Annotated in this window: 22 protein-coding genes; 12 read left to right on the top strand and 10 right to left on the bottom strand. The window is 69.8% G+C overall.

All coding sequences use genetic code 11. From position 1 onward, the window contains the following. Positions 1-6: 6 nt before the first annotated feature. A complete protein-coding gene (locus OG306_RS16865; protein WP_266746985.1) occupies positions 7-372 on the bottom strand; it encodes a YbjQ family protein in 366 nt (121 codons plus the stop codon). Positions 373-518: 146 nt separating this feature from the next. Here OG306_RS16865 and OG306_RS16860 point away from each other — a divergent pair, with 146 nt between their 5' ends. Continuing rightward, the gene (locus OG306_RS16860) at positions 519-1214 is read left to right on the top strand and encodes a DedA family protein (RefSeq protein WP_266746984.1); all 696 of its coding nucleotides are present in this window, start codon (positions 519-521) and stop codon (positions 1212-1214) included. A gap of 23 nt (positions 1215-1237) precedes the next feature. On the opposite strand, the gene OG306_RS16855 is transcribed toward OG306_RS16860, so the two are convergent. After that, the gene (locus OG306_RS16855) at positions 1238-2950 is read right to left on the bottom strand and encodes a threonine/serine ThrE exporter family protein (RefSeq protein ID WP_266906250.1); all 1713 of its coding nucleotides are present in this window, start codon (positions 2948-2950) and stop codon (positions 1238-1240) included. 189 nt (positions 2951-3139) lie between these two features. After that, positions 3140-3634, bottom strand: coding sequence for an inorganic diphosphatase (locus tag OG306_RS16850; protein WP_003968257.1), 495 nt, complete (start codon positions 3632-3634; stop codon positions 3140-3142). Positions 3635-3720: 86 nt separating this feature from the next. Here OG306_RS16850 and dacB point away from each other — a divergent pair, with 86 nt between their 5' ends. The 6 genes from dacB (at position 3721) to folE (ending at position 11327) form a co-directional block, all read left to right on the top strand. Then, complete coding sequence (gene dacB, locus OG306_RS16845; protein ID WP_371665424.1) at positions 3721-5226, top strand: D-alanyl-D-alanine carboxypeptidase/D-alanyl-D-alanine endopeptidase; 1506 nt, start codon at positions 3721-3723, stop codon at positions 5224-5226. Positions 5227-5275: 49 nt separating this feature from the next. Further along, a complete protein-coding gene (locus OG306_RS16840; protein ID WP_266746982.1) occupies positions 5276-6409 on the top strand; it encodes a zinc-dependent metalloprotease in 1134 nt (377 codons plus the stop codon). Positions 6410-6608: 199 nt separating this feature from the next. Then, the gene (tilS, locus tag OG306_RS16835) at positions 6609-7691 is read left to right on the top strand and encodes a tRNA lysidine(34) synthetase TilS (protein WP_266746981.1); all 1083 of its coding nucleotides are present in this window, start codon (positions 6609-6611) and stop codon (positions 7689-7691) included. 100 nt (positions 7692-7791) lie between these two features. Then, positions 7792-8331 carry a hypoxanthine phosphoribosyltransferase gene (gene hpt / locus OG306_RS16830; RefSeq protein WP_266752243.1) on the top strand — a complete coding sequence of 180 codons (540 nt, stop codon included), beginning with the start codon at positions 7792-7794 and terminating at the stop codon, positions 8329-8331. Positions 8332-8543: 212 nt separating this feature from the next. Next, on the top strand, positions 8544-10574 hold the full coding sequence (ftsH, locus tag OG306_RS16825; RefSeq protein WP_266746980.1) for an ATP-dependent zinc metalloprotease FtsH: 2031 nt from the start codon (positions 8544-8546) through the stop codon (positions 10572-10574). A 147-nt stretch (positions 10575-10721) separates the two neighbouring features. Then, entirely contained in the window at positions 10722-11327 is a 606-nt protein-coding gene (gene folE / locus OG306_RS16820; protein WP_266746979.1) for a GTP cyclohydrolase I FolE, read from the top strand. Positions 11328-11365: 38 nt separating this feature from the next. On the opposite strand, the gene OG306_RS16815 is transcribed toward folE, so the two are convergent. The 6 genes from OG306_RS16815 to OG306_RS16790 all read right to left on the bottom strand — a co-directional run bounded on the left by OG306_RS16815 (position 11366) and on the right by OG306_RS16790 (position 16361). Beyond that, positions 11366-11848, bottom strand: coding sequence for a DUF3180 domain-containing protein (locus OG306_RS16815; RefSeq protein ID WP_266746978.1), 483 nt, complete (start codon positions 11846-11848; stop codon positions 11366-11368). 144 nt (positions 11849-11992) lie between these two features. Next, on the bottom strand, positions 11993-12604 hold the full coding sequence (gene folK / locus OG306_RS16810) for a 2-amino-4-hydroxy-6-hydroxymethyldihydropteridine diphosphokinase (protein WP_266746977.1): 612 nt from the start codon (positions 12602-12604) through the stop codon (positions 11993-11995). Continuing rightward, complete coding sequence (gene folB / locus OG306_RS16805; protein ID WP_266746976.1) at positions 12601-12960, bottom strand: dihydroneopterin aldolase; 360 nt, start codon at positions 12958-12960, stop codon at positions 12601-12603. The genes folK and folB overlap by 4 nt, the downstream gene beginning before the upstream one ends. A gap of 192 nt (positions 12961-13152) precedes the next feature. Further along, on the bottom strand, positions 13153-13632 hold the full coding sequence (locus tag OG306_RS16800; RefSeq protein ID WP_266746975.1) for a nuclear transport factor 2 family protein: 480 nt from the start codon (positions 13630-13632) through the stop codon (positions 13153-13155). Continuing rightward, positions 13629-14426 (bottom strand): dihydropteroate synthase, encoded by a 798-nt coding sequence (gene folP / locus OG306_RS16795; protein WP_266752241.1) that lies wholly within the window; start codon positions 14424-14426, stop codon positions 13629-13631. Before folP ends, OG306_RS16800 begins: the two co-directional genes overlap by 4 nt. Before the next feature lie 93 nt (positions 14427-14519). Then, positions 14520-16361 carry a phosphatidylglycerol lysyltransferase domain-containing protein gene (locus OG306_RS16790; RefSeq protein ID WP_266746974.1) on the bottom strand — a complete coding sequence of 614 codons (1842 nt, stop codon included), beginning with the start codon at positions 16359-16361 and terminating at the stop codon, positions 14520-14522. Between the two features lie 141 nt (positions 16362-16502). Here OG306_RS16790 and OG306_RS16785 point away from each other — a divergent pair, with 141 nt between their 5' ends. Continuing rightward, entirely contained in the window at positions 16503-17624 is a 1122-nt protein-coding gene (locus tag OG306_RS16785; RefSeq protein ID WP_266746973.1) for an alpha/beta hydrolase, read from the top strand. Positions 17625-17776: 152 nt separating this feature from the next. Here OG306_RS16785 and OG306_RS16780 read toward each other — a convergent pair whose 3' ends face one another. Next, on the bottom strand, positions 17777-18967 hold the full coding sequence (locus OG306_RS16780; protein WP_266746972.1) for an ABC transporter ATP-binding protein: 1191 nt from the start codon (positions 18965-18967) through the stop codon (positions 17777-17779). Between the two features lie 162 nt (positions 18968-19129). Here OG306_RS16780 and OG306_RS16775 point away from each other — a divergent pair, with 162 nt between their 5' ends. The 4 genes from OG306_RS16775 (at position 19130) to OG306_RS16760 (ending at position 22755) form a co-directional block, all read left to right on the top strand. Further along, on the top strand, positions 19130-19852 hold the full coding sequence (locus OG306_RS16775) for an ABC transporter permease (RefSeq protein WP_266746971.1): 723 nt from the start codon (positions 19130-19132) through the stop codon (positions 19850-19852). Between the two features lie 3 nt (positions 19853-19855). Then, a complete protein-coding gene (locus OG306_RS16770; protein WP_266746970.1) occupies positions 19856-20530 on the top strand; it encodes an ABC transporter permease in 675 nt (224 codons plus the stop codon). A gap of 132 nt (positions 20531-20662) precedes the next feature. Continuing rightward, positions 20663-21652, top strand: a complete 990-nt coding sequence (locus OG306_RS16765) for an ABC transporter substrate-binding protein (protein WP_266906258.1) — start codon at positions 20663-20665, stop codon at positions 21650-21652. 92 nt (positions 21653-21744) lie between these two features. After that, a complete protein-coding gene (locus tag OG306_RS16760) occupies positions 21745-22755 on the top strand; it encodes a hypothetical protein (protein ID WP_266746968.1) in 1011 nt (336 codons plus the stop codon). The last annotated feature ends 22 nt before the right edge of the window (positions 22756-22777 follow it).

The raw sequence follows: 22777 nt of genomic DNA, 5'->3' as shown, positions 1-22777 counted from the left end.
CGTCGCTCAGATCTTGCTGATCACGGCCGCCGTACCGTACGCGCAGACCTCGGTGCCCACGTCGGCCGCCTCGGTCACGTCGAAGCGCATCATCAGCACCGCGTTGGCGCCCCGCGCCCTGGCCTGTTCGACCAGCCGCTCCATCGCCTGGTTCCGGGTCTGGACGAGCGTCTTGGTCAGCCCCTTCAGCTCGCCGCCGATCATGGACTTCAGTCCGGCGCCGATCTGGCTGCCGAGGTGGCGGGAGCGTACGGTCAGGCCGAACACCTCACCGATCACCCGGGTCACCTGGTAGCCCGGTACGTCGTTCGTGGTGACGACCAGGACATCCGAGTGGTCCGTCTGCCCGCCGCCGAAATCCTCGATATTCATCGCGTGATACCTCCTGGAGAGAGCTTTGTCCCGGTTGGCACGGTTCGCGTGATCGCGCGGTCCACTGGAACCCCGGGCCGTCATTTTGCGTTGATAGCTTTGGGCGGCCACGCAGCCGCCATCGAACGATCCAGGAGCCCGGACCCTTGAATACGCTTGCGCTCGGACCGAGCTGGCTGGACCCGGACTATCTGATCAACACGTTCGGACTCCCCGGCGTCCTCCTCATCGTCTTCGCCGAGTCCGGACTGCTGATCGGCTTCTTCCTGCCCGGTGACTCGTTGCTGTTCACCACGGGCCTGCTGGTGACCACGGGCCAGTTGAAGACCCCGTTGTGGCTGGTCTGCCTCCTGGTCGCTCTCGCGGCGATCATCGGCGACCAGGTCGGGTATCTCTTCGGCCGCAAGGTCGGCCCCTCGCTCTTCAAGCGCCCGGACTCCCGCCTCTTCAAGCAGGAGAACGTCGAGAAGGCCCATGAGTTCTTCGAGAAGTACGGGCCGAAGTCGCTGATCCTGGCCCGCTTCGTGCCCATCGTGCGTACGTTCACGCCGATCATCGCCGGTGTGAGCCGGATGAACTACCGCTCGTTCATCACGTTCAACATCATCGGCGGCGTGCTCTGGGGCGTCGGCGTCACGCTGCTCGGGGCCGCGCTCGGCAAGATCGAGTTCGTGCACCAGAACATCGAGGCGATGCTCATCCTGATCGTGCTCATCTCGGTGGTGCCGATCGCGATCGAGTTCCTGCGGGCCCGCTCCAGGTCGAAGAAGGAGGCGGCGGCCGGTGGCGTGGAGGGCCCCGGCTCGTCCGCGGTGCAGCGCGGCCGCCACGCCAAGCGCTGACCACGAGCCGCAGCGTCGGCGGTTCAGAAGCCGCGCGTCCGCTTGGCCGCGCGGCGGTTTGCCCCGCCGACAGCTCCCGGCACCCGCATGAACAGCCGGGAGATCTCACTTCCCAGGTTCACTCCGATCGCGATCGCCAGCGCCGTCGCCACCGCGGTCGACAACGAGGCGAGTCCGGCGTTCACATTGCCCTGGGCCACGCCCAGCAGACCGAAGTACGTGGCGGAACCGGGCAGCAGCGGACCGATCGCCGCCGTGATGAACGGCAGCGACGAGGTGTACCGGTAGCGCGAGAGCAGTTGCCCGAACAGGCCCACCAGGCCGGCCGCCGTCGCTGTCGCCAGCACCGGTGAGATGTTGCCGGTCCTGGCCATCGCCCCGTAGATCACCCAGGCCACACCGCCGTTGAGGGTCACCGCGAGCACCGTGGACCGGTCCTGCTGGAGCAGGATCGCGAAGGCGAGACAGAGCGCCATCGAAGCCAGGATCTGCACCACCGGCCGGTCATGGGCGACGAACCGGGTCTCGGGGTTCAGCTGGGCGCCCAGCTGAAGCCCCATGTACAGCACGAGCAGCACGCCGACGACGATGCCGATGAAGAGGTACATGACTTCGAGCAGGCGCGCGGCGGCCGTGATGTAGTAGCCGGTCAGCCCGTCCTGCACGCCCGCGACCAGGGCCCGTCCCGGCAGCAGCGCGAACAGCCCACCGGTGATCACCGCGGACGGCCGTACGTCCGACCAGTGGGTGAGGGTCAGCGCCACACCCATCGCGGCGGGCGGCATGGCCGCCACCACGAACTGGTAGAACTCCGGCAGCCCCCGCCCGGCGCAGAGCCAGGCGAGCCGGTCGCCGAGCATCGCGCCGATCGCGGCCACCATGAAGACCAGCGTGCCACCGCCGACCAGCACCGACGCGGCCCCCGCGAGACCGCCGCCGGCCAGCGTCAGCACCCAGCCGGAATACGGGTGCCGGTTGCGCCGGATCTCCGCCAGCCGCCGGTAGGCCTCCTCCAGCGAGACGTCGACATCCTCGGTGGTGATGTCGTCGATGAGCCGGAAGACGGCGGCCAGCCGGGTGTAGTCGGTGCCACGACGGCGTACGGTGCGGCTCGCCGTCACCGGGTCGTCGACCAGCGACGGCTGGTGCGAGATCGACAGCAGGGTGAAGGTGACGGTGGGCTCGCAGCGGTCAAGGCCGTAGCTGCGGGTCACCGCGAACATCGCCGCCTCGACGTCCTCGGCGCCCTCACCTCCCGCGAGCAGCAGCTCCCCGATACGCAGCGTGAGGTCGAGCACACGCGGCACCGCGGGCCCCGCCTCGTCGTGCTTCTGCACCGGCTCGGGTGCGGGCCGCTCGGCGACCGGCATCCGCAGCATCGTGCGCATCCGGTCCTGCCAAGGAGCCTCCTTGGTCAGCCGGATCATCGGGCTGCCGTGCGCCGGGGTGAAGGCGGGCGGCGCGTGCTGGGCGCTGTACGTGCTCGGCGGGGCGAAGGCGGAGCCGATCGTGTCCGAGCCGGAGGCGGTACCGGTACCGGAACCGGAGCCCGAAGCGGAAGCCGGGCCCGGTCCTTGGGGCTCGGCCGCCAGACCGGTCGGAATGGCGAATTCCGAGGTCGGCTGGTCGTCCTCGGACGCAGACGTCCGTCGCCCCACCCCGGCCGGCGGGACGAAGGCGCTGCGCGCCTCGTCGGACTGGGGCTTCTGGTCCTCCGGACCGCCCGGTTCCGCCACGACTCGACCTCGCTCCTCATCGGCTGCGCGTCCTCGGTCGCGCTGCTGCCCAGTATGGCCACGGACAAGGGTGCAAACGCGAAGTGGGCGGCACCCCCTCGGAGGGAGTACCGCCCGCTTCCGGCACGGAACCGTAAACGGAACCGTGCGACGTACCTCGGCCGGAGGCCGGCCGCGACCCGCAGGTCGTCAGTGCGCGCCGCCCTGCGCCTCAAGGCGCTTGTAGGAGGCTTCGATCTCGGCCTCGGCCTCGGCGCGGCCCACCCAGTCGGCGCCCTCGACGGACTTGCCGGGCTCCAGGTCCTTGTAGACCTCGAAGAAGTGCTGGATCTCCAGGCGGTCGAACTCCGACACGTGGTGGATGTCGCGCAGGTGCTCCACCCGGGGGTCGGAGGCCGGCACGCACAGCAGCTTGTCGTCGCCGCCGGCCTCGTCCGTCATCCGGAACATGCCGATGGCACGGCACTTGATGAGGCAGCCGGGGAAGGTCGGCTCGTCCAGGATGACCAGCGCGTCCAGCGGGTCGCCGTCCTCGCCGAGGGTGTTCTCGACGAAACCGTAGTCCGCCGGGTAGCTGGTCGAGGTGAAGAGTCGACGGTCCAGGCGGATCCGACCGGTCTCGTGGTCCACCTCGTACTTGTTCCGCGAACCCTTCGGGATCTCGATGGTGACGTCGAACTCCACGGGTGGCTCCTCCATGATCAACACATACGACTGGTGATTAAGTGTCCCCCACGCAGATGTGTGCTCGCGAAAGGGGCTGGTCAACGGTGGACGAGCCGGTGAAAGGACCATCGGTCAACCCGCTGGACAAGCTGAGCAGGCTCGCCCGGTCGGGCGGCGTGATCAGATTGCGTGGGTTGAGCGATCGGCAGTTCGCGGCTGTCTCCGCCGGCCTGGGCCTGATGCTCGCGGCCGGCGTCGTCCTTGCCGCCGGCCCCTGGGACTCGGGTCAGCGTAAGGCCGAGCAGGACTGGGCGGCCGCCCGCAACCGTACAGGTGGCGCAGATCACGAACCCGTCACCCCGTCCGGACCGGAACCCGCACCCAGCGCCCCGGCCGTCCTTGCCCCGCTCTCCGCCGCGGTCGACAACGCCGCTCCGGACGCCCGCGGCAACCCGGACGGCGCGGCGGCCGCCCTCCGCGCCACCCTCGGCCCCCTGCTGAAGGCCCCCGCCCTGGGCGCCGTGCGTACCGCCGTCGTCATCGACACCGCCACCGGCGAGCGGCTGTACGGCCAGGGCGCCGACACGCCCATGACGCCCGCCTCCACCGTCAAGATCGCCACCTCGGTCGCCGCGCTGAGCGCGCTCGGCCCCGGCCACCGCATCGCCACGACGGTCCGGGCGTCCCCGGACTCCCGCGGCCTCACCCTGGTCGGCGGCGGCGATCCCACCCTCGACAAGGCCGCCCTGCGCAAGCTGGCCGCCGACACCGCCCGCGCCCTGAAGGACCGGGGCGTGAAGTCGGTCCGCCTCACGTACGACACCTCCCGCTACTCCGGTCCCGCGCGGCACCCGATCGGCCCCAACGAGAACATCGCGCCCGTCACCGCCCTGATGACCCGCGAGGGCAGGCTCGACAGCACCGACAGCGGACCCGCCCCGCGCAGCGAGGACCCGGCCGGTGACACTGCCCGGACCTTCGGCAAGCTGCTCCACGACGCCGGGATCGCCACCGGGTCCGGCCCGGCGCCCGGCCGCCCGGCCGGCGGGTCCCGGCCGGTCGCCGAACACCTCTCCGTCCCGCTCTCCGCCCTGGTCGAACGGGCCCTGACCAACAGCGACAACGACATCGCCGAGGCACTCGCCCGGCAGACCGCCCTGGCCACGGGCGAACCGGCCGACTTCGCGGGCGGCCGACGGGCCGTCACCGCACAGCTCAAGAAGCTCCACCTGCCGCTGACCGGCGCGAACTTCGCCGACGGCAGCGGGCTCAACCGCAAGGACAAGGTCACCGCCGGACTGCTGGCCGGCCTCCTCGCCCGCGCCGCCGACCCGCACTACCCGGAACTGCGCCCCGTCCTCACCGGCCTTCCCGTGGCCGGGTTCAGCGGCACCCTCAGCGGCCGTTACACCGAGAAGTCCGCGGGCACCGGCTTGATCCGCGCCAAGACCGGCACCCTCACCGGAGTGAATTCCCTCGCCGGGACGGTCGTCGACCGGCAGGGCCGGCTGCTCGCCTTCGCCTTCCTGGCCTCCGGTACGACATCCCCCTCCGAGGCGCAGTCCTCCCTCGACGCCCTCGCCACCAGCCTTGCCACCCGAGCCGGGTGAGCCGGTCGACACCACACCGCGGACGGACCCGAGCACGTACCGTTGACGCATGACGAGCATCGGTGGTGCCGAGATGGTCGACTGGAATCTCGCGGTGGCGACCGCGACCCGACTCGTGCGGCCGGGGCCCGAGATCAGCCGGGAGGAGGCCCGCGAAGTCGTCGCGGAGCTCCGTCGGCATGCCAAGGCCTCGGAGGAGCACGTCCGTTCCTTCACCCGAATGATCCCCGAGGGGACCGATCCGGAGGACACCCCGGTCCTGATCGTGGACCGGGCCGGCTGGATCAAGGCCAACGTCGCGGGCTTCCGCGAACTGCTCCGCCCCCTGCTGGGCAAGATGCAGGAGCGGCGCCCCGGCGGCCCCGGTGGCGCCGTGCTCGGCGCGGTCGGCGGCAAGGTGACCGGCGTCGAGGTGGGGATGCTGCTGTCGTTCCTCGCCTCCCGGGTCCTCGGCCAGTACGAGACGTTCGCCCCGGTCACCCGCGAACTCCCGACCTCGGCCGACGGCGGCGGCAGGCTGCTGCTCGTCGCCCCGAACATCGTGCACGTCGAGCGCGAACTGGACGTCGACCCGCACGACTTCCGGCTCTGGGTCGCCCTCCACGAGGAGACCCACCGCACCCAGTTCACCGGGGTGCCCTGGCTCCGGGACCACCTCCAGGGCGAGATCCAGTCATTCCTGGAGGAGACCGACGTCGACCCGGTGACCGTGCTGGAGCGGCTCCGCGAGGCGGCCCAGTCCCTGGCCGGGGGCCGGCCCGAGGGCGAGGAGGGCGAGGACGGCGGCCGCAGCCTCGTCGAACTCGTCCAGACACCCGCCCAGCGCGAGATCCTCGGCCGGCTCACGGCCGTGATGTCCCTGCTCGAAGGGCACGCCGACTACGTGATGGACGGCGTCGGCCCGGAGGTCGTCTCCTCCGTCGGCGAGATCCGGGAGAAGTTCCAGCAGCGCAGGGCGCGCGGCGCGAGCCGGCTCGACCAGGCGCTGCGCAAGCTCCTCGGTCTCGATGCCAAACTGCGCCAGTACCGGGACGGCGAACGATTCGTCCGCGCCGCGGTCGAGGAGGTCGGCATGGACGGATTCAACCGGGTCTGGACCTCGCCGAACACCCTTCCGACCAAGGCGGAGATCGCGAAGCCGGCGGACTGGATCGCGAGGGTGCACCGTAAGGCAGAGTCCTGATCACGACGGGCCGGACGGCGTACGACAGAACAAGAACGCGCCGGTAATCACCCATCCGAGGGACCGTAGGGGCATGGGAAGGCGTGCAATGCTCGATGGACGGCTTACCTCTGTCACCATCGACGCACTCTGAGTGACGGCAGACTTCCCGTCCCGGCACTCGGAGGCGCCTCCCCAAACTTCACGAAGGGCACCGGACATGGGTCCCCATCCTGCGGTCGCGGCGATACGCCTGGCGGTCCGCCGCGTACTCCACGACGTACTCACCGAACACACCCGGTGCGCCGAACACACCCGGCGCACCCCGCACCCCCAGCTTGCCGAAGCCGGCGCGGGCAGACAGCGCGCCGCACTCCCCGAACGCCCCGATACCCCCCTGGTGCTGGTGGCATGCTCCGGCGGCGCCGATTCCATGGCACTCGCCTCCGCCCTCGCCTTCGAAGCCCGCAAACTCGACGTCCGGGCCGGCGGCATCACCGTCGACCACGGCCTCCAGGACGGCTCCGACACCCGGGCCGCCGAGGTCGTCGACCGCCTCACCGACATGCACCTCGACCCGGTCGAGTCCGTCGCCGTGCAGGTCGGCCAGGAGGGCGGACCCGAGGCCGCGGCCCGCGACGCCCGCTACGCCGCCCTCGACGCGGCCGCCGAGCGGTACGGCGCCGCCGCCGTCCTGCTCGGCCACACCCGAGACGACCAGGCGGAGACGGTGCTGCTGGGCCTCGCTCGCGGCTCCGGCATCCGCTCGCTCTCCGGCATGGCTGCCGCGTCGGGACCGGCGGGCCGCTACCGCCGCCCCTTCCTCCAGCTCGACCGGCAGACCGCCCGCAAGGCCTGCCTCGTCCAGTCGCTGCCCGTCTGGGACGACCCGCACAACATCGACCCCGCCTACACCCGCTCCCGACTGCGCCACGAGGGCCTGCCCGCCCTGGAGAAGGCGCTGGGCAAGGGCGTCGTCGAGGCCCTGGCCCGTACGGCGCAGCTCTCCCGCGACGACGCCGACGCCCTGGACACCTGGGCCGCCGAGGCCGACCGCGCCGTTCGGGACGACGCGGGCCGGCTGGAGTGCGCCAAGCTGTACGCGCTGCCGCCGGCCGTACGCCGCCGGGTGCTGCGCCGGGCCGCCATGGAGGCGGGTTCCCCGGCCGGTTCCCTCTTCGCCCGGCACATCGAGGAAGTCGACCGTCTGATCACCGGCTGGCGCGGCCAGCGGGCCATCAACCTGCCCGGCCGGGTGGAAGCCAGGCGGCAGGGTGGCAGACTGGTGATTCGGCAGAGCTGAAGCACGGGCGGCTGACAATGCAGGCGAGCGGCCGCGCAGGTACCGGGCATCGCCCCGGACCGGGCAGGCAGAGAAAGAGACGCGGGTGAACGAGAAGGACATGGGCACCGACCTTCAGTCGGTGCTCCTCACCAAGGAAGAGATCGACGCGAAGCTCGTCGAGCTGGCCGCGAAGATCGACGCGGAGTACGCGGGCAGGGACCTGCTCATCGTCGGCGTCCTCAAGGGCGCGGTGATGGTGATGGCGGACCTGGCGCGCGCGCTGTCCACCCCCGTCACGATGGACTGGATGGCCGTCTCGTCGTACGGCGCGGGCACCCAGTCCTCCGGAGTCGTCCGGATCCTCAAGGACCTGGACACCGACATCAAGGGCAAGCACGTCCTGATCGTCGAGGACATCATCGACTCGGGCCTGACCCTGTCCTGGCTGATGTCGAACCTGGGCTCGCGCGAGCCCGCGTCCCTGGAGATCTGCACCCTGCTGCGCAAGCCGGACGCGGCCAAGGTCGCGCTCGACTGCAAGTGGGTCGGATTCGACATCCCCAACGAGTTCGTCGTCGGATACGGGCTGGACTACGCGGAGAAGTACCGCAACCTCCCCTTCGTCGGCACGCTGGCCCCGCACGTCTACGGCGGCTGACCGCCTTCCCGTCCTCAGGGTCCGGCCCGACCGGGCCGGGGCGCCGGGAACCTTTCACCGGACTCCCGCCGTTGAGTCTTCGAAGGCAGATTTTGACAGACGTCCCCGGCAGTCTCGGGTGACAATGCTGGGGTACCGTCCGAAGAACAGTCTTTTCTCACAGCAGCATTTACCTACGGGCAGGAGGGACGGGGCGTTATCGCCCCGTATGGATGGACGTGAAGCGATACTTCCGTGGGCCGGTCATGTGGATCGTGCTGGCCGTCCTCGCCGTGGTCGTGTTGATGCAGGTCGTCGGCTCAAAGGGCGGCTACGAATCGGTGGACACCGGCAAGGTGATCCAGGCGATCAGCAAGGACCAGGTGGCGCAGGCCAAGCTGACCACCGGTGACGAACAGATCATCAAGATCGAGTTGAAGAAGGACCAGAAGCTTTCGGGCGAGTCCGGCAGCAAGTTCCAGGCGAGCTACATCGGCGACCAGGGTGTCCAGCTGGCCGACACGCTGCAGCAGAAGTTCGAGAGCGGCAAGATCGACAAGGGCTACACCGTCTCGCCGTCGAAGCAGTCCCCGTTCATCTCGATCCTCCTCTCGCTGCTGCCCTTCGTCCTGATCGTGGTCGTCTTCCTGTTCCTGATGAACCAGATGCAGGGCGGCGGCTCCCGGGTCATGCAGTTCGGGAAGTCCAAGGCCAAGCTGATCACCAAGGACACGCCGAAGACGACGTTCGCCGACGTGGCGGGGTCGGACGAGGCCGTCGAGGAGCTCCAGGAGATCAAGGAGTTCCTCGAGGAGCCGGCGAAGTTCCAGGCCGTCGGCGCCAAGATTCCCAAGGGTGTCCTGCTGTACGGGCCTCCTGGTACGGGCAAGACGCTGCTCGCACGCGCCGTCGCGGGCGAGGCGGGCGTCCCGTTCTACTCGATCTCCGGTTCCGACTTCGTCGAGATGTTCGTCGGTGTTGGTGCCAGCCGGGTCCGTGACCTCTTCGAGCAGGCCAAGGCGAACGCCCCGGCGATCGTCTTCGTCGACGAGATCGACGCCGTGGGACGCCACCGCGGCGCCGGCATGGGCGGCGGTCACGACGAGCGCGAGCAGACGCTGAACCAGCTGCTCGTCGAGATGGACGGCTTCGACGTGAAGGGCGGCGTCATCCTGATCGCCGCCACGAACCGGCCGGACATCCTCGACCCGGCGCTGCTGCGCCCGGGCCGCTTCGACCGGCAGATCGCGGTCGACCGGCCGGACATGCAGGGCCGTCTCGAAATTCTCAAGGTGCACCAGAAGGGCAAGCCGGTAGCGAAGGACGTCGACCTCGGCGCCGTCGCCCGTCGTACGCCGGGCTTCACCGGTGCCGACCTGTCGAACGTGCTGAACGAAGCGGCGCTCCTCACGGCGCGCAGCAACCTGAAGCTGATCGACAACAAGATGCTCGACGAGGCCATCGACCGCGTCGTGGCGGGCCCGCAGAAGCGGACCCGGATCATGTCCGAGAAGGAGAAGAAGATCACCGCGTACCACGAGGGCGGACACGCCCTGGTCGCGGCGGCTTCCCCCCAGTCGGACCCGGTCCACAAGATCACGATCCTCTCCCGCGGCCGCGCCCTCGGTTACACGATGGTGCTCCCGGAGGAGGACAAGTACTCCACGACGCGCAACGAGATGCTCGACCAGCTGGCGTACATGCTGGGCGGGCGCGCGGCCGAGGAGCTGGTCTTCCACGACCCGACCACCGGCGCTGCGAACGACATCGAGAAGGCCACCGCAACGGCCCGCGCGATGGTCACGCAGTACGGCATGACGGAGCGGCTCGGCGCGATCAAGTTCGGCGGCGACAACACCGAGCCCTTCGTGGGCCGGGAGATGGGCCACCAGCGCGACTACTCGGAAGAGGTCGCGGCCCTCGTCGACGAAGAGGTCAAGAAGCTCATCGAGACCGCGCACAACGACGCGTGGGAGATTCTCGTCGAGAACCGTGACGTGCTGGACGCCCTCGTTCTCCAGCTTCTGGAGAAGGAGACGCTCGGCAAGGAGGAGATCGCCGAGATCTTCGCCCCGATCGTGAAGCGTCCGTCCCGTCCGGCATGGACCGGCTCCGCCCGACGCACTCCGTCGACGCGGCCGCCGGTGCTCTCGCCGAAGGAGCTCGCCCTCACCAACGGCGCCGCCGCGGCGAACGGCTCGGTCGTCCCCACGGACACCGTCCCGGCCACCGAGGTGATCCCGGAGGACCAGCCCGAGGCATAGAAGCCCTGGTGTGGCCCCTGTCACGGGGTCGTACCGGGTCCGGAATGGATGCCGCGCCCTCGCAGGTTCTAGCCTGTGGGGGCGCGGCTTTTTCGTACGCCCGTGCGGATGCGTGTGCGGGTGACAGCTCAAAGGAACGAGGCACAGATGACCGACCCGGTGACGTTGGACGGCCAGGGTCCGATCGGCGAGTTCGACGAGAAGCGGGCCGAGGCCGCCGTACGTGAACTTCTTCTCGCGGTGGGCGAGGATCCGGACCGTGAGGGACTGCGCGAGACACCGGGCCGGGTGGCAAGGGCGTACAAGGAGATATTCGCGGGCCTCTACCAGGAGCCCGAGGATGTCCTGACGACCACGTTCGACCTGGGCCACGACGAGATGGTGCTGGTCAAGGACATCGAAGTCTTCAGTACCTGTGAACACCACCTGGTGCCGTTCAGGGGCGTCGCGCACGTCGGGTACATTCCGGCGACCAGCGGCAAGATCACCGGTCTGTCGAAGCTGGCCCGTCTCGTCGATGTGTTCGCCCGGCGTCCGCAGGTCCAGGAGCGGCTCACCACCCAGATCGCCGATTCGCTCATGGAGATCCTGGAGCCGCGCGGCGTCATCGTCGTCATCGAGTGCGAGCACATGTGCATGTCGATGCGCGGTATCCGCAAGCCCGGCGCCAAGACGCTGACCTCGGCGGTCCGCGGACAGCTCCGCGACCCCGCGACGCGCGCCGAGGCCATGAGCCTGATCATGGCGCGCTGAGTTCCCCAGCGGCCTGTGGGGGGAGAGCTCGGTGGCTCCTACGCGGCCGCCGAGCTCTTGTCCTTGTCCTCGTCTTCCGGGAGTTTGCAGATGCGTTCGAGCCAGAGGGCCGCGGCCACCACCGCGATCCCGGCGAGGACCGCGAGGCCCGCGTAGATCGCCTGGTCGCGGCGGGCCGGGATGTCGAGGAAGCCGAGCAGGTAGACGCCCGTGCCGCCGTACATGCCGGAGACCAGGGAGACGACCAGGGCGCTGGCCTGGCCGAAGACGACTGCCCGGGCCGCCATCAGGGGCTCGACGCCCTTGGCTCCCGGCCGGCGCTCGCGCTGGGCGCGCAGCCGGGAACGGATGGAGAGTGCCGTCGCGAGCAGGATGGCGGCGATCACGGCGAGCACGATCGGCGCGGCGAGGGGAACGCTCGGCAGGCTGCTCAGCGAGTCCCAGAGGCGGGCGCCGCCCCAGGAGAGCACCCCAGCCGCGACGAAGAGGCCGGCCAGTATCCCGAGCCGTAGTTGCTTCACCGAGTGATCCGCCCTTCGCCGTCGGTGCGTCCGTGCCGTCAGTGGTCAGTGGTCAGTGGTCAGTGGTCAGTGGTCAGTGGTCAGTGGTCGGTCGGTCGTCCGTGGTGTGTGCCGCCACCGTTCCGTGTCCGTTGAGCCTAACGACTACTCGGGCAGCCGGAGTTCCAGATCGGTCCGGGGCAGTACGCCCTCACGGCCGAGACCGGCCAGCAGCTCCGAGACGGGGCCGGCGCCGGGCAGCTGTGCCTCGGGGTCGACGTCGTGCCACGGGGCGAGGACGAAGGCCCGCTCATGGGCCCGGGGGTGGGGGAGGGTGAGCGAGGGGTCGTCGGAGACGACGTCCGCGTACGCGACGATGTCGACGTCGATGGTGCGCGGGCCCCAGCGCTCCTCGCGGACCCGTTCGAAAGCCTCTTCGACGGCCTGGCCGCGTTCCAGGAGCGAGGACGGAGGGAGTGTCGTCTTCACCACGATCACCGCGTTGAAGTACGAGGGCTGGGAGCCGGGAGCGACGCCCCAGGGCTCGGTCTCGTAGACCGGGGAGACAGCTTTGACCCGCAGGCCGGGGGTGTCTTCCAGGGCGTCTATGGCGCCCTGGAGGGTCTCCAGGCGGTTGCCGAGATTGGCGCCCAGGGAGATCACGGCGCGTTTGGGGTTGGAGAGGGTGATGTCCGCGGCGTCCACCTGCTCGACCACGGAGGCGGGCACCGGCTGTACGGTCGGGTCGCTCTGCCCTTCGGTGGAAAATGCACTCATACTCGGCTCCGGGTGATGGTGATGGTCACATCGTCGAAGGGGACGGTGATCGGCGCGTCCGGCTTGTGCACCACGACCTCCACCTCCTCGACTCCTTCGTGCTTGAGGCACCTCTGGGCGATGCGCTCCGCGAGCGTTTCGATCAGGTCGACCGGTTCCCCCTGCACCACGTCGACGACTTCCTCGGCGACGATGCCGTAGTGCACGGTCTTCGTCAGGTCGTCGGCGGCTGCCGCGGGGCGGGTGTCGAGGCCTAGGATCAGGTCCACGATGAACGTCTGGCCCTCTTCCCGTTCCCGGGGGAAGACGCCATGGTGTCCACGGGCCTTGAGGCCGCGCAGCGCGACACGATCCACGCGAATCACTCCTGCTGTCGTTGGGCGTAGAGACACGCGGCCGCGTGCGGACGGCCTTGTTCTCACTCTCGAATCTACCTGCGAGCACCGACAGTGCCCGCCCGCGGGGGCTATGGACAGGGCCCCGCGCGACTGGTACCCGCTATTACCCCCATCACCCGCTTCCAACCCCCCGTCGCGCGGATGTTCTCGTCAGGACGGGCTTTCTTCCTCGTCCTCGTCGTCGGATTCGGTGAGTACGGGCGAGCCGTGGTGGGACCAGAGCTTCCAGCCGTCCGGCGTGCGCCGGAACACATTGGTGGCCACGACGAGTTGGCCGACCAGCGGTCCGAGCGCGTTGCCGTCCTCCGCGGGGCCGCCGCTGAGGATGTTCTCGGTGCAGGTCACCAGGGCCGTGTCGCCGGTCATGGAGATCCCGACATCGGTCAGGAAGAACTGGATGTACTCGGTGTTCGCCATGATCAGGGCGTAACTGCGCAGTACCTCGCCGCGCCCGGTGAGCACCGGCCAGCCGGGGTGCACGCAGGAGACGGTGAGGTCCTCGCCGGGCAGCCAGAGCCCGGAGAGTTCCTCGAAGTCGCCGCGTTCCATCGCCTCGTAGAAGGCGGTGTTGGCCTGCTCGACGGCCGCGATGTCGGCGGCCGCCTCCGCGTGCTCGTCGCGCCCGCTCACGCGGCTCCCTCGACTGCGCGGGCGACCCGTACGGCGTCGGCCGTGGCCCGGACCTCGTGGACCCGGACGGCCCAGGCGCCGGCGTGGGCGGAGAGCGCGGAGATCGCCGCGGTGGCGGCGTCGCGTTCGCGGGCGGGTGGCGGGGCGGCGCCCTCGCCGGCCAGCACGTGGCCGAGGAAGCGCTTGCGGGAGGCGGCGACCAGCAGCGGGCGGCCCAGGTCGCGCAGTTCGTCCAGGTGGGCGACAAGGGCGAGGTCGTGGCCGGCGTCCTTGGCGAAGCCGAGACCGGGGTCGATCACGATCCGTTCCGGGGCGACACCGCCCGCGATCACGGCGTCCATCCGTTCCCGCAGCTCCGTGACGACTTCGGCGACGACGTCCTCGTACACCGCGCGGCTGTTCATGGACTGGCTGAAGCCACGCCAGTGCATCACGACGAACGGCGCGCCGGCTGCCGCGACGACACCGACCATGTCCGGGTCGGCGAGACCGCCGCTCACGTCGTTGACCAGGGCGGCTCCGGCCGCGACCGACTCCTCGGCGACCCGGGCCCGCATCGTGTCGACGGAGACCGTGACCCCTTCGGACGCCAGGCCCCTGACCACCGGGACCACGCGCCGCAGCTCCTCCGAGGCGTCCACCCGGCTGGCGCCGGGGCGGGTCGACTCGCCGCCGACGTCGATCAGGTCGGCGCCCTCGGCGACCAGGTCGAGGCCGTGTTTGATCGCGGCCGTGGTGTCGAACCAGCGGCCCCCGTCGGAGAAGGAGTCCGGGGTCACATTGACGACACCCATGACCGCGCAGCGGTCCCACTCCGGCAGGCCTCGGACCGTGCCTCGTCCACGCAACGTACTCATGCGACCAGCGTAGGCCCGCACGGCGTGCTGTTACGCCGCGCGGGCGTGGTGCTCCTGGCCCGGCGCAGGGGTGTGGGCGCAGGGGCGGGGCCGGCGGCGCGGGAACCGGCGGGCGAAGGGACGGGGCAGCGCGAGGTTCACGAAGCCCTCCGCCTGCATGGCCGCGAGGGAGATGCGGGGCAGGTCGCGGGCGGCGCGGTACACCACGAAACGGGGCTCCCAGCGGGGCCGGAACTTGGCGTTGAACTTGTACAGCGACTCGATCTGGAACCAGCGCGACAGAAAGATCAGCAGTCCCCGCCAGGTCCGCAGCACCGGTCCCGCACCCAGCTTCTCGCCGCGGGCGAGCGCCGAGCGGAACATCGCGAAGTTCAGCGATACGTGTTCGACGGCGAGCCGGGAGGACTCCTGCAGGGCGGCGACGATCAGCAGCTCGTTCATGCCGGGGTCGGCGGAGCGGTCGCGGCGCATCAGATCGAGGGACATGCCGTCATCGCCCCACGGGACGAAGTGGAGCACGGCCTTCAGGTCGCCGTACGGGGAGTCGGCGGTGTGTTCGTCGGCCTTGTGGGCGGTGGCGATGACGCAGTCCCCGTCGGCCGGGTCGCCGATCCGGCCGAGCGCCATGGAGAAGCCGCGCTCGTTGTCCGTGCCGCGCCAGTCGGCGGCGGCCAGCCGGATGCGGTCCAGTTCGGCCTCGCCGATGTCGCGGACGCGCCGGACCCGGGTCTCGTAGCCAAGACGTTCAATGCGCTTCACCATCTGGCGTACGTTGCGCATCGCGCGCCCGGCGAGCGAGAAATCCGCGACATCCACCACCGCCTCGTCGCCCAGTTCCAGCGCGTCGAGTCCGGTCTCGCGGGTCCAGACCTCGCCGCCGGTCTCGCTGCAGCCCATCACGGCAGGGGTCCAGGAGTGGGCCTTGGCCTCGTCCATGAAGCGCTCGATGGCGCCGGGCCAGGCCTCCACGTCACCGATCGGGTCGCCGCTCGCCAGCATCACCCCCGACACGACGCGGTAGCAGACGGCGGCCTTGCCGCTGGGGGAGAACACGACGGCCTTGTCGCGGCGGAGCGCGAAGTGGCCGAGCGAGTCGCGGCCGCCGTGCTTCTCCAGCAGGCCGCGCAGCCGGGCCTCGTCGTCCTCGGTGAGGCGGGCGGCCGGGTGCTCGGGGCGGAAGGCCAGGTAGATGGTGGTGACGGCGGTCAGCAGACCGAGGGCGCCGAGCGAGTACGCCACGGTCCAGGAGGTGACTCCGGCGTACTCGACGGGGCCTTCGAAGCCGAACAGCCCGTACAGCACGTGCTGGAGACGGTCGGCGACGCTGGGGCTCCCCACGACGCGGCCGGGGTGGACGCTGACGACGATCAGGCCCAGTCCGAGCGAACCCGCGCCGAGGAGCACGAAGTTTGCCAGGGCCCGCCAGCGGCTCCTGGGATCGGGGAGCGCGGCGAATTCACCGCGATGGCGGACCAGCAGCAGGCAGAGCGCGAGCGAGACGAGCGTGCCGATCACCGAGTGCCGGTAGACGAACTGCGCCAGCGCGCCGGCCGGCAGCAGTACGACGGCCGCCCGCCAGGCCCGCCGCTTGTGCCGCTTCAGGCCGTGCGCGAGGAGCAGCAGCAGGACGCCCGCGCTCAGGGAGAGAGCGGCGGCGAACGGTCCGAGGGCGCCTGGGAGCACCTCGGCGAGGGTATGCATCCGGCTGTTCCGGAAGCGTGGGAAGACACCCGCGGCGACATCGACCAGGCCGACGACGGTGCAGGCGGTACCGACCAGTGCCGGTACTGAACCGGGTCGCGGGCCCCGTACGAACTTACGTACAGGACTCGGAACCGATCCTGATTTATCCCCATCTAGCGTGACAGACATCGCTTCCCGTGGTTCCGCGAGAGATTCTTGAGTCCTTCGGCCGAGGGCCTTCCGGACGATGTGCGACCTGTAGGACGAGGCTTCCGCGGCGGGGGTTCACCCGTTGGCCGGAAAATTCCAGACAAGAAAGCGCACCCCCCCATGGGTCTTACCAGCAAGACGTTCTTGGCGCTGGCCATCGTGCTGGCCGTGGTGTTCTTCGGTGCCACGGTCTGGCTCTGGCCACGGCTGGCCCGGCGCAGCGTGCCCGCGGTGTTCGGCAGGGTCGGCCTGCTGCTGGCTACTCAGGTGACGGTCTTCGTCACTGTCGGGCTGGTGGCCAACAACTCCTTCCTCTTCTACGGTTCCTGGGCCGATCTGTTCGGGCAGAAGCAGGATCTGGGGGTGGTCACGGACCACGCGGCCGGAACGCTGGCCGCCAAGAACATCGTCCGGGTCGGGACGCAGCTGCCGGACGGGCCTCGCAGTTCGCAGCCCGCCGTGAGCGGCCGGATCGACAAGGTCGTGATCTCGGGGCGGCGGTCGAAGATCGAGAGTTCGGCGTACGTGTATCTGCCGCCGGAGTACTTCCGGCCGGCGTTCGCCCACCGGAAGTTCCCCGCGGTGGTGGTTCTCACCGGCTACCCGGGTGCCTCGGAGAACCTCCTGAAGGGCCTTGATTATCCGCGGACCGCACGCGATCGGGTGGAGGCCGGCCGGTCGCAGCCGGTGATCCTGGTGATGCTGCGGCCGACGGTGGCGCCGCCGCGGGACACCGAGTGCGTGAACGTGAAGGGCGGGCCGCAGACCGAGACGTTCTTCGCCGAAGATCTGCCGCAGGTGGTCTCGGATGCGTACCGGGTCGGAAAGCTGGCCCGCAACTGGGGCATCATGGGCAATTCGACCGGCGGCTACTGTGCGCTGAAGATCGGGCTCCATCACCCGGACCGGTTCGCCGCGAGCGCCGGGCTCTCCGCGTACTACAAGGCGGCCGAGGACCCGACGACCGGCGACCTCTTCCACGGCGACCAGAGCGCGCGTGAGCGCTCCGATCTGATGTGGAGCCTGGACAACCTGCCGCAGCCCGACTCGTCGTTCCTGGTCACGACCTCCAAGCACGGCGAGGGGAACTACCACTCCACGATGCGGTTCCTCAGCAAGGTGAAGCCGCCCGCCCAGGCTTCGTCGATCGTGCTCGACAGCGGTGGGCACAACTTCAACACCTGGCGGCGAGAGATTCCTTCGGCGCTGGACTGGATGAGCAGCCGGCTGAGCGAGAGCTGATCCGGGGACGGAGCGCGACGAGGTGGGGCAGGTCCCGGTTCCTGCCCCAGGCACCGGCTCACCGGCCTCCGGCTGCTGGCTCACCGGCCTCCGGCTCACCGGCTGCCGGCCACGGCCTCCGGCTCCCGGCTCACCGGCCCCCCGCTCCCGGCTCACCGTGAGGCGGTCTTGGTGATGCTCTCCACCGTCTCGACGGCGACCTCGGCCCGTGGGACGTCCTGCGCGTCCGCGTCGATCGAGCGGCGCAGCGCCTCATGGAGCCGGGCCGGGGTGAGTACGCCGAGGAAGCGGCCGGTGCTCTCCTTGTCGATGACGGCGATCCAGCCGGCGTCGTGCTGGAGCATGGTGGCGAACGCCTGTTTGAGCGGGGCACCGACGGGCAGCCACGCCTCCATCCTGCGGGCGTGGGCGCGCACCGTGTCCTTGGCCGCGGTGATGGTGGTGGCGTCGGCCGGGATCCAGCCGTGCAGATTGTCCTTGCCGTCCAGCACGACGGCCCAACGCGCCCCTTCGGCCCGCAGCCGTTCGGTTGCCCTCGACAGGGAGTCGTCGAGGTGGACGACCGGTGGCTGGTCGAGGTCGCCCACCTCGATGGGGGTCACGGAGAGGCGTTTGAGGCCGCGGTCGGCGCCCACGAAGTCCGCCACATAGGGAGTGGCGGGCGCGCCGAGCACGGTCGCCGGTGAGTCGAACTGTTCGATCGAGCCCTGTCCGTAGACGGCGATACGGTCACCGAGCCGGACCGCTTCCTCGATGTCGTGCGTGACGAACAACACGGTTTTACGGACCTGTTCCTGGAGATTAAGGAATTCGTTCTGCAGCCGTTCCCGTACGACGGGATCGACCGCGCCGAAAGGCTCGTCCATCAGCAGTACGGGCGGGTCGGCGGCCAGCGCCCTTGCCACGCCCACGCGTTGGCGCTGACCGCCGGAGAGCTGTTCCGGATAGCGGTCGCCATAAACGGAAGGATCAAGTCCGACCAGGTCGAGGAGTTCTGCCGCGCGCTCGCGGCCCTTTCCCCGTTTCCAGCCGAGGAGGTGGGGAACGGTCGCGGTGTTTTCCAGGACCGTACGGTGCGGGAAGAGGCCCACCTGCTGGATCACATAGCCGATGCGGCGGCGCAGTTGGACGGGGTCGATGGCGGATATGTCGTCCCCGTCGAGGAATATCCGGCCCCCGGTCGGTTCGATCAGCCGGTTCACCATCTTCATGGTGGTCGTCTTGCCGCAGCCCGACGGTCCGACGAGCGTGACCAGTTCACCCTCGGCGACCTCGAAGGAAAGGTCGTCGACGGCGGTGGTGCCGTCCGCGTACCGCTTGGTGACGTGCTCGAAACGGATCATGGTTCCCCATTGTCGCGCGTGTTCTGTGAAGGACATGTTGCTGGAATACAACGGCCTCGGCGATTGTCAGTGGTCGGGGATAGGGTCGCTGGACATCGGTACTTCGGGTGCGCCGGTGCTTCGGCACTTCGGTACGAGCGGTAATCGGGAGGTGGGGGACGGATGGCTGCTGCACAGAACTGCATGGTCACGAACGACTGGATCTGCGGGGAGTATCTCCGTTCCCGCAGCCAGGAGTTGACCGATGCGACGGTCCAGCACATCTGGATCACCGTGGTCTCGGTGCTGATCGGGCTCGTGGTGGCGTTTCCGCTGGCGCTGGTCGCCCGCCGCAGCCGCCGCTTCGCCGGACCGGTGCTGGGGCTGACCACGGTGCTGTACACCGTGCCTTCCCTCGCGATGTTCTCGCTGCTGCTGCCGCTGTTCGGTCTCTCCGCGGCGCTGGTCGTCACCGGCCTGGTGCTGTATTCCCTGACCATTCTCGTGCGGAACATCCTGGCGGGCCTCGAAGCGGTTCCGCAGGAGGCGAAGGAAGCCGCGAAGGGGATGGGCTATGGGCCGGTCCGGCTGCTGTGGGAGGTCGAACTCCCTCTTGCCATGCCCGCGTTGATGGCAGGTATACGGATCGCCACCGTCTCGACGATCGCGCTGACGACGGTCGGATCGATCATCGGCAGAGGCGGCCTGGGCAACCTCATAGGGGACGCCCTGCCCAGCTTCTTCAAGGCCCAGGTGCTCACCGCGTCGGTCCTGTGCGTACTGCTCGCGGTCGTCGCCGATCTGCTGCTGCTGGGCCTCCAGCGGCTGTTGACCCCCTGGACCCGAATACGTACCACTCGCGCGGGCGAGAGTGCGGTCGCGGGTGCCACGGCAAAGGCGGTCTGAACGATGGGAGTTCTCGGCGAGGCCTGGACCTGGCTCACGACCGGCGCCAACTGGACGGGGGAGAGCGGGGCGGCCCACCGGCTCGCCGAGCATCTGTACGTCAGCGGTGTCGCGCTCGCCCTGGCCTGTGTGATCGCGCTGCCGGTCGCCCTGTACCTCGGGCACATCGGGAAGGGGGGTGCGCTGGCCGTCAACATCTCCAATGTGGGGCGGGCGGTTCCGGTCTTCGCGGTGCTGGCCCTCTTCATGGTCTCGCCGCTGCGCAACGCCGGATACGTGCCGACGATCACCGCGCTGGTGCTGTTCGCCGTGCCGCCGCTGCTCACCAACGCCTATGTCGGGATGACGGAGGTCGACCGGTCGGTGGCCGAGGCGGCGCGGGGCATGGGAATGTCCGGCGGCCAGCTCTTCGTGCGGGTCGAGCTGCCGCTGGCCTACCCGATGATCATGACCGGGCTGCGCTCGGCCGCGGTCCAGGTGGTCGCCACGGCGACGATCGCCGCGATGGTCGGCCAGGGCGGCCTCGGCCGGATCATCACCGCCGGATTCAACACGTACAACACACCGCAGGTGGTCGCGGGGGCGTTGCTCGTCGCCGTACTCGCCCTGCTGGTGGAGGCGGTGCTGGTGGGTCTGGACCGGCTGCTGTCACCGCTGCGCCGCCGCAGGACGGCATGACGCCCCCGCCCCCCCGGCCCCCGGCCCCCGGACCTTCGATCCCCGATCCCCGATCCCCGATCCCCGATCCTCGATCCTCGATCCCCGGATCTCATCTCAAATAGCCCTGTTGCTGTGGACGGAGAACACCTCATGAGCAAGACCTCGCGAATAGCGGGCGCGGTCATCGGCATGGTCGCGCTGGCCGGCTCGCTCGCCGCCTGCGGCGGCGACAGCCTGGAGAAGGACAAGGCGGGCTCGGCGTCCTCCGGCGACTCCGGCGGCGGCTCCGGCAAGAAGGGTTCGCTCGTCGTCGGCGCGGCGTCCTTCACCGAGTCCAAGGTCCTCGCGGAGCTGTACGCACAGATCCTGGGCGACGCCGGATACAGCACCTCGGTCACCACGGTGGCCAACCGGGAACTGTACGAACCGTCCCTGGAGAAGGGCGAGATCGACGTCGTCCCCGAATACGCCGCGACGATCGCCGAATTCCTCAACGCCAAGGTGAACGGTGCGAAGGCGGCCGAGAAGAAGCCGGTCGCCTCCGGTGACGCGGCCGCCACGGTCGCGGCGCTGGAGAAGCTCGCCACTCCGCGCGGACTGAAGGTCCTCCCGGCCGGCGGAGCCGTCGACCAGAACGCCTTCGCGGTGACCAAGGAATTCGCCGCGAAGAACAAGCTCGAGACGCTTTCGGATCTCGGCAGGTCGAAGACCGAAGTGAAGATCGCGGCGGGTGACGAGTGCGAGGTGCGGCCGTTCTGCGCGCCGGGCCTGAAGAAGACGTACGGCATCAATGTCACCGGCATCGACCCCAAGGGAGTCGGTACACCGCAGTCCAAGCAGGCCGTCAAGGACGGCAAGGACCAGCTGGTCCTCACCACCACCACGGATGCGGTGCTCGACAGCTACGGCCTGGTGTTCCTGGAGGACGACAAGAAGCTCCAGAACGCGGACAACGTTCTGCCGGTCGTCAATGCCAAGGACGCGGGTTCCCAGGACATTGCCGACGCACTCGGCAAGCTCACCAAGGCCCTCACCACCGAGGATCTCGCGGAACTGAACCGCAAGGTGGATGCCGAGCGCGCAAAGCCCGCCGACGCGGCCAAGGACTATCTGCGGTCGAAGGGCCTCATCAAGAAGTAGAGATCGAGGATGGGGGACCGTCAGGTAACCGGGTGGGAACAGATTGGCCGGCGGCTCCCCAAGTGCGTCCTGCGCACGGTAAATTTCAGGCCATGCCACGTGGACGTCATCGCCATTCGCCACCTCTGCACAGAATCCTTCCGCCCTCGGCCGTTGTCGGAGTGTCGGTTCTCTGTGCGGGGGGCGCCTGGCTGCTCGCCGAGCCCCTGATCCTGCGCGGTCTGGTGGCCGCCGCGGCGGCCGCGGCCGTGACCGGCGCGTATCTGATGCGCAGCTGGGACCGGGACGCGGGCCGCCGTCTCGCGGAGCTGACGCGCGCCCGAGCCGGTGACGAATGGCGGGCCGAGGAGCGCATGGCCGAGTTGGAGGCCGACCTGGAGGAGTCGCGGGAGCTGCGCGCCCGGCTGGAGACGAAGCTGCGCCGCAAGCGCGTGGAGCTCGCCAACCTGCGCGGGGAGCACGCCGCGCTGCTGCGGCGGTACGCCAACGCCGAGACCGAGCGGGCCAGTGCGCTGGAGGGCCGCAGGCAGCTCGCGCTCGAAGCCGCGACTCCCCGGGAACTGCCCGCGGCGCGCAGCACACCGACGCCGGCCGCCTATCTGCGCGCCGCCCAGGCGCTGGAGGACCTCTCGCGCAACGGGGCCCTCCAGGAGGCGCGCCGTACCGCCGAGCAGGCCAGGAAGCGGGATCTCGCGGAGCGCGCCCGGGAGGCGGAGGAGCGGCAGGGGAAGCACGCGGCGGCCCCGGACGCGTCCGGAGCACAGCACCTCCGTCCGACGACCGCCCTTCCGGCGCCCCGGCCGTCCGCCGCGCTGCCCGCGGCGCGCGCCGTGCCGGCCGCCAGCCCGATCGCTCCGCACGCGGCGCTGCGCCGCCATCCGGTGCCGCAGGGCAGCTTCGACTTCTTCGGTACGCAGAAGGCGCGCGCCGCGATCGAGTCCGTGCAGAACGAGGACCTCGCGGACGTGGTGGGCGAGGAGGCACTGGCCGCGCACCGCACGGGCACGACCGGGAACCGGGCCGTCGGCAAGGTCATCGACCTGACCGCGCACGACGAGACCGAGCAGCTCGATGTGGTGGAGCTGCGCAGCGCCATCTCGTAGACGCCGCGCAGCCGGGGCCGGG

It is taken from the genome of Streptomyces sp. NBC_01241, assembly GCF_041435435.1.
Taxonomy (GTDB): Bacteria; Actinomycetota; Actinomycetes; order Streptomycetales; family Streptomycetaceae; genus Streptomyces.
The sequence above is the reverse complement of the archived record's forward strand: the minus strand, read 5'-3'. Positions and strand labels throughout refer to the sequence as shown.

Excerpts from the sequence above, each read along its gene's own strand:
- OG306_RS16865 (WP_266746985.1), bottom strand. The coding sequence starts at position 372 with ATGAATATCGAGGATTTCGGCGGCGGGCAGACGGACCACTCGGATGTC.
- OG306_RS16840 (WP_266746982.1), top strand. The coding sequence starts at position 5,276 with ATGACGAGCATCGGTGGTGCCGAGATGGTCGACTGGAATCTCGCGGTG.
- tilS (WP_266746981.1), top strand. The coding sequence starts at position 6,609 with ATGGGTCCCCATCCTGCGGTCGCGGCGATACGCCTGGCGGTCCGCCGC.
- hpt (WP_266752243.1), top strand. The coding sequence starts at position 7,792 with ATGGGCACCGACCTTCAGTCGGTGCTCCTCACCAAGGAAGAGATCGAC.
- ftsH (WP_266746980.1), top strand. The coding sequence starts at position 8,544 with ATGGACGTGAAGCGATACTTCCGTGGGCCGGTCATGTGGATCGTGCTG.
- folE (WP_266746979.1), top strand. The coding sequence starts at position 10,722 with ATGACCGACCCGGTGACGTTGGACGGCCAGGGTCCGATCGGCGAGTTC.
- folK (WP_266746977.1), bottom strand. The coding sequence starts at position 12,604 with ATGAGTGCATTTTCCACCGAAGGGCAGAGCGACCCGACCGTACAGCCG.
- folP (WP_266752241.1), bottom strand. The coding sequence starts at position 14,426 with ATGGGTGTCGTCAATGTGACCCCGGACTCCTTCTCCGACGGGGGCCGC.
- OG306_RS16790 (WP_266746974.1), bottom strand. The coding sequence starts at position 16,361 with ATGTCTGTCACGCTAGATGGGGATAAATCAGGATCGGTTCCGAGTCCT.
- OG306_RS16785 (WP_266746973.1), top strand. The coding sequence starts at position 16,503 with ATGGGTCTTACCAGCAAGACGTTCTTGGCGCTGGCCATCGTGCTGGCC.
- OG306_RS16780 (WP_266746972.1), bottom strand. The coding sequence starts at position 18,967 with ATGATCCGTTTCGAGCACGTCACCAAGCGGTACGCGGACGGCACCACC.
- OG306_RS16775 (WP_266746971.1), top strand. The coding sequence starts at position 19,130 with ATGGCTGCTGCACAGAACTGCATGGTCACGAACGACTGGATCTGCGGG.
- OG306_RS16770 (WP_266746970.1), top strand. The coding sequence starts at position 19,856 with ATGGGAGTTCTCGGCGAGGCCTGGACCTGGCTCACGACCGGCGCCAAC.
- OG306_RS16765 (WP_266906258.1), top strand. The coding sequence starts at position 20,663 with ATGAGCAAGACCTCGCGAATAGCGGGCGCGGTCATCGGCATGGTCGCG.
- OG306_RS16760 (WP_266746968.1), top strand. The coding sequence starts at position 21,745 with ATGCCACGTGGACGTCATCGCCATTCGCCACCTCTGCACAGAATCCTT.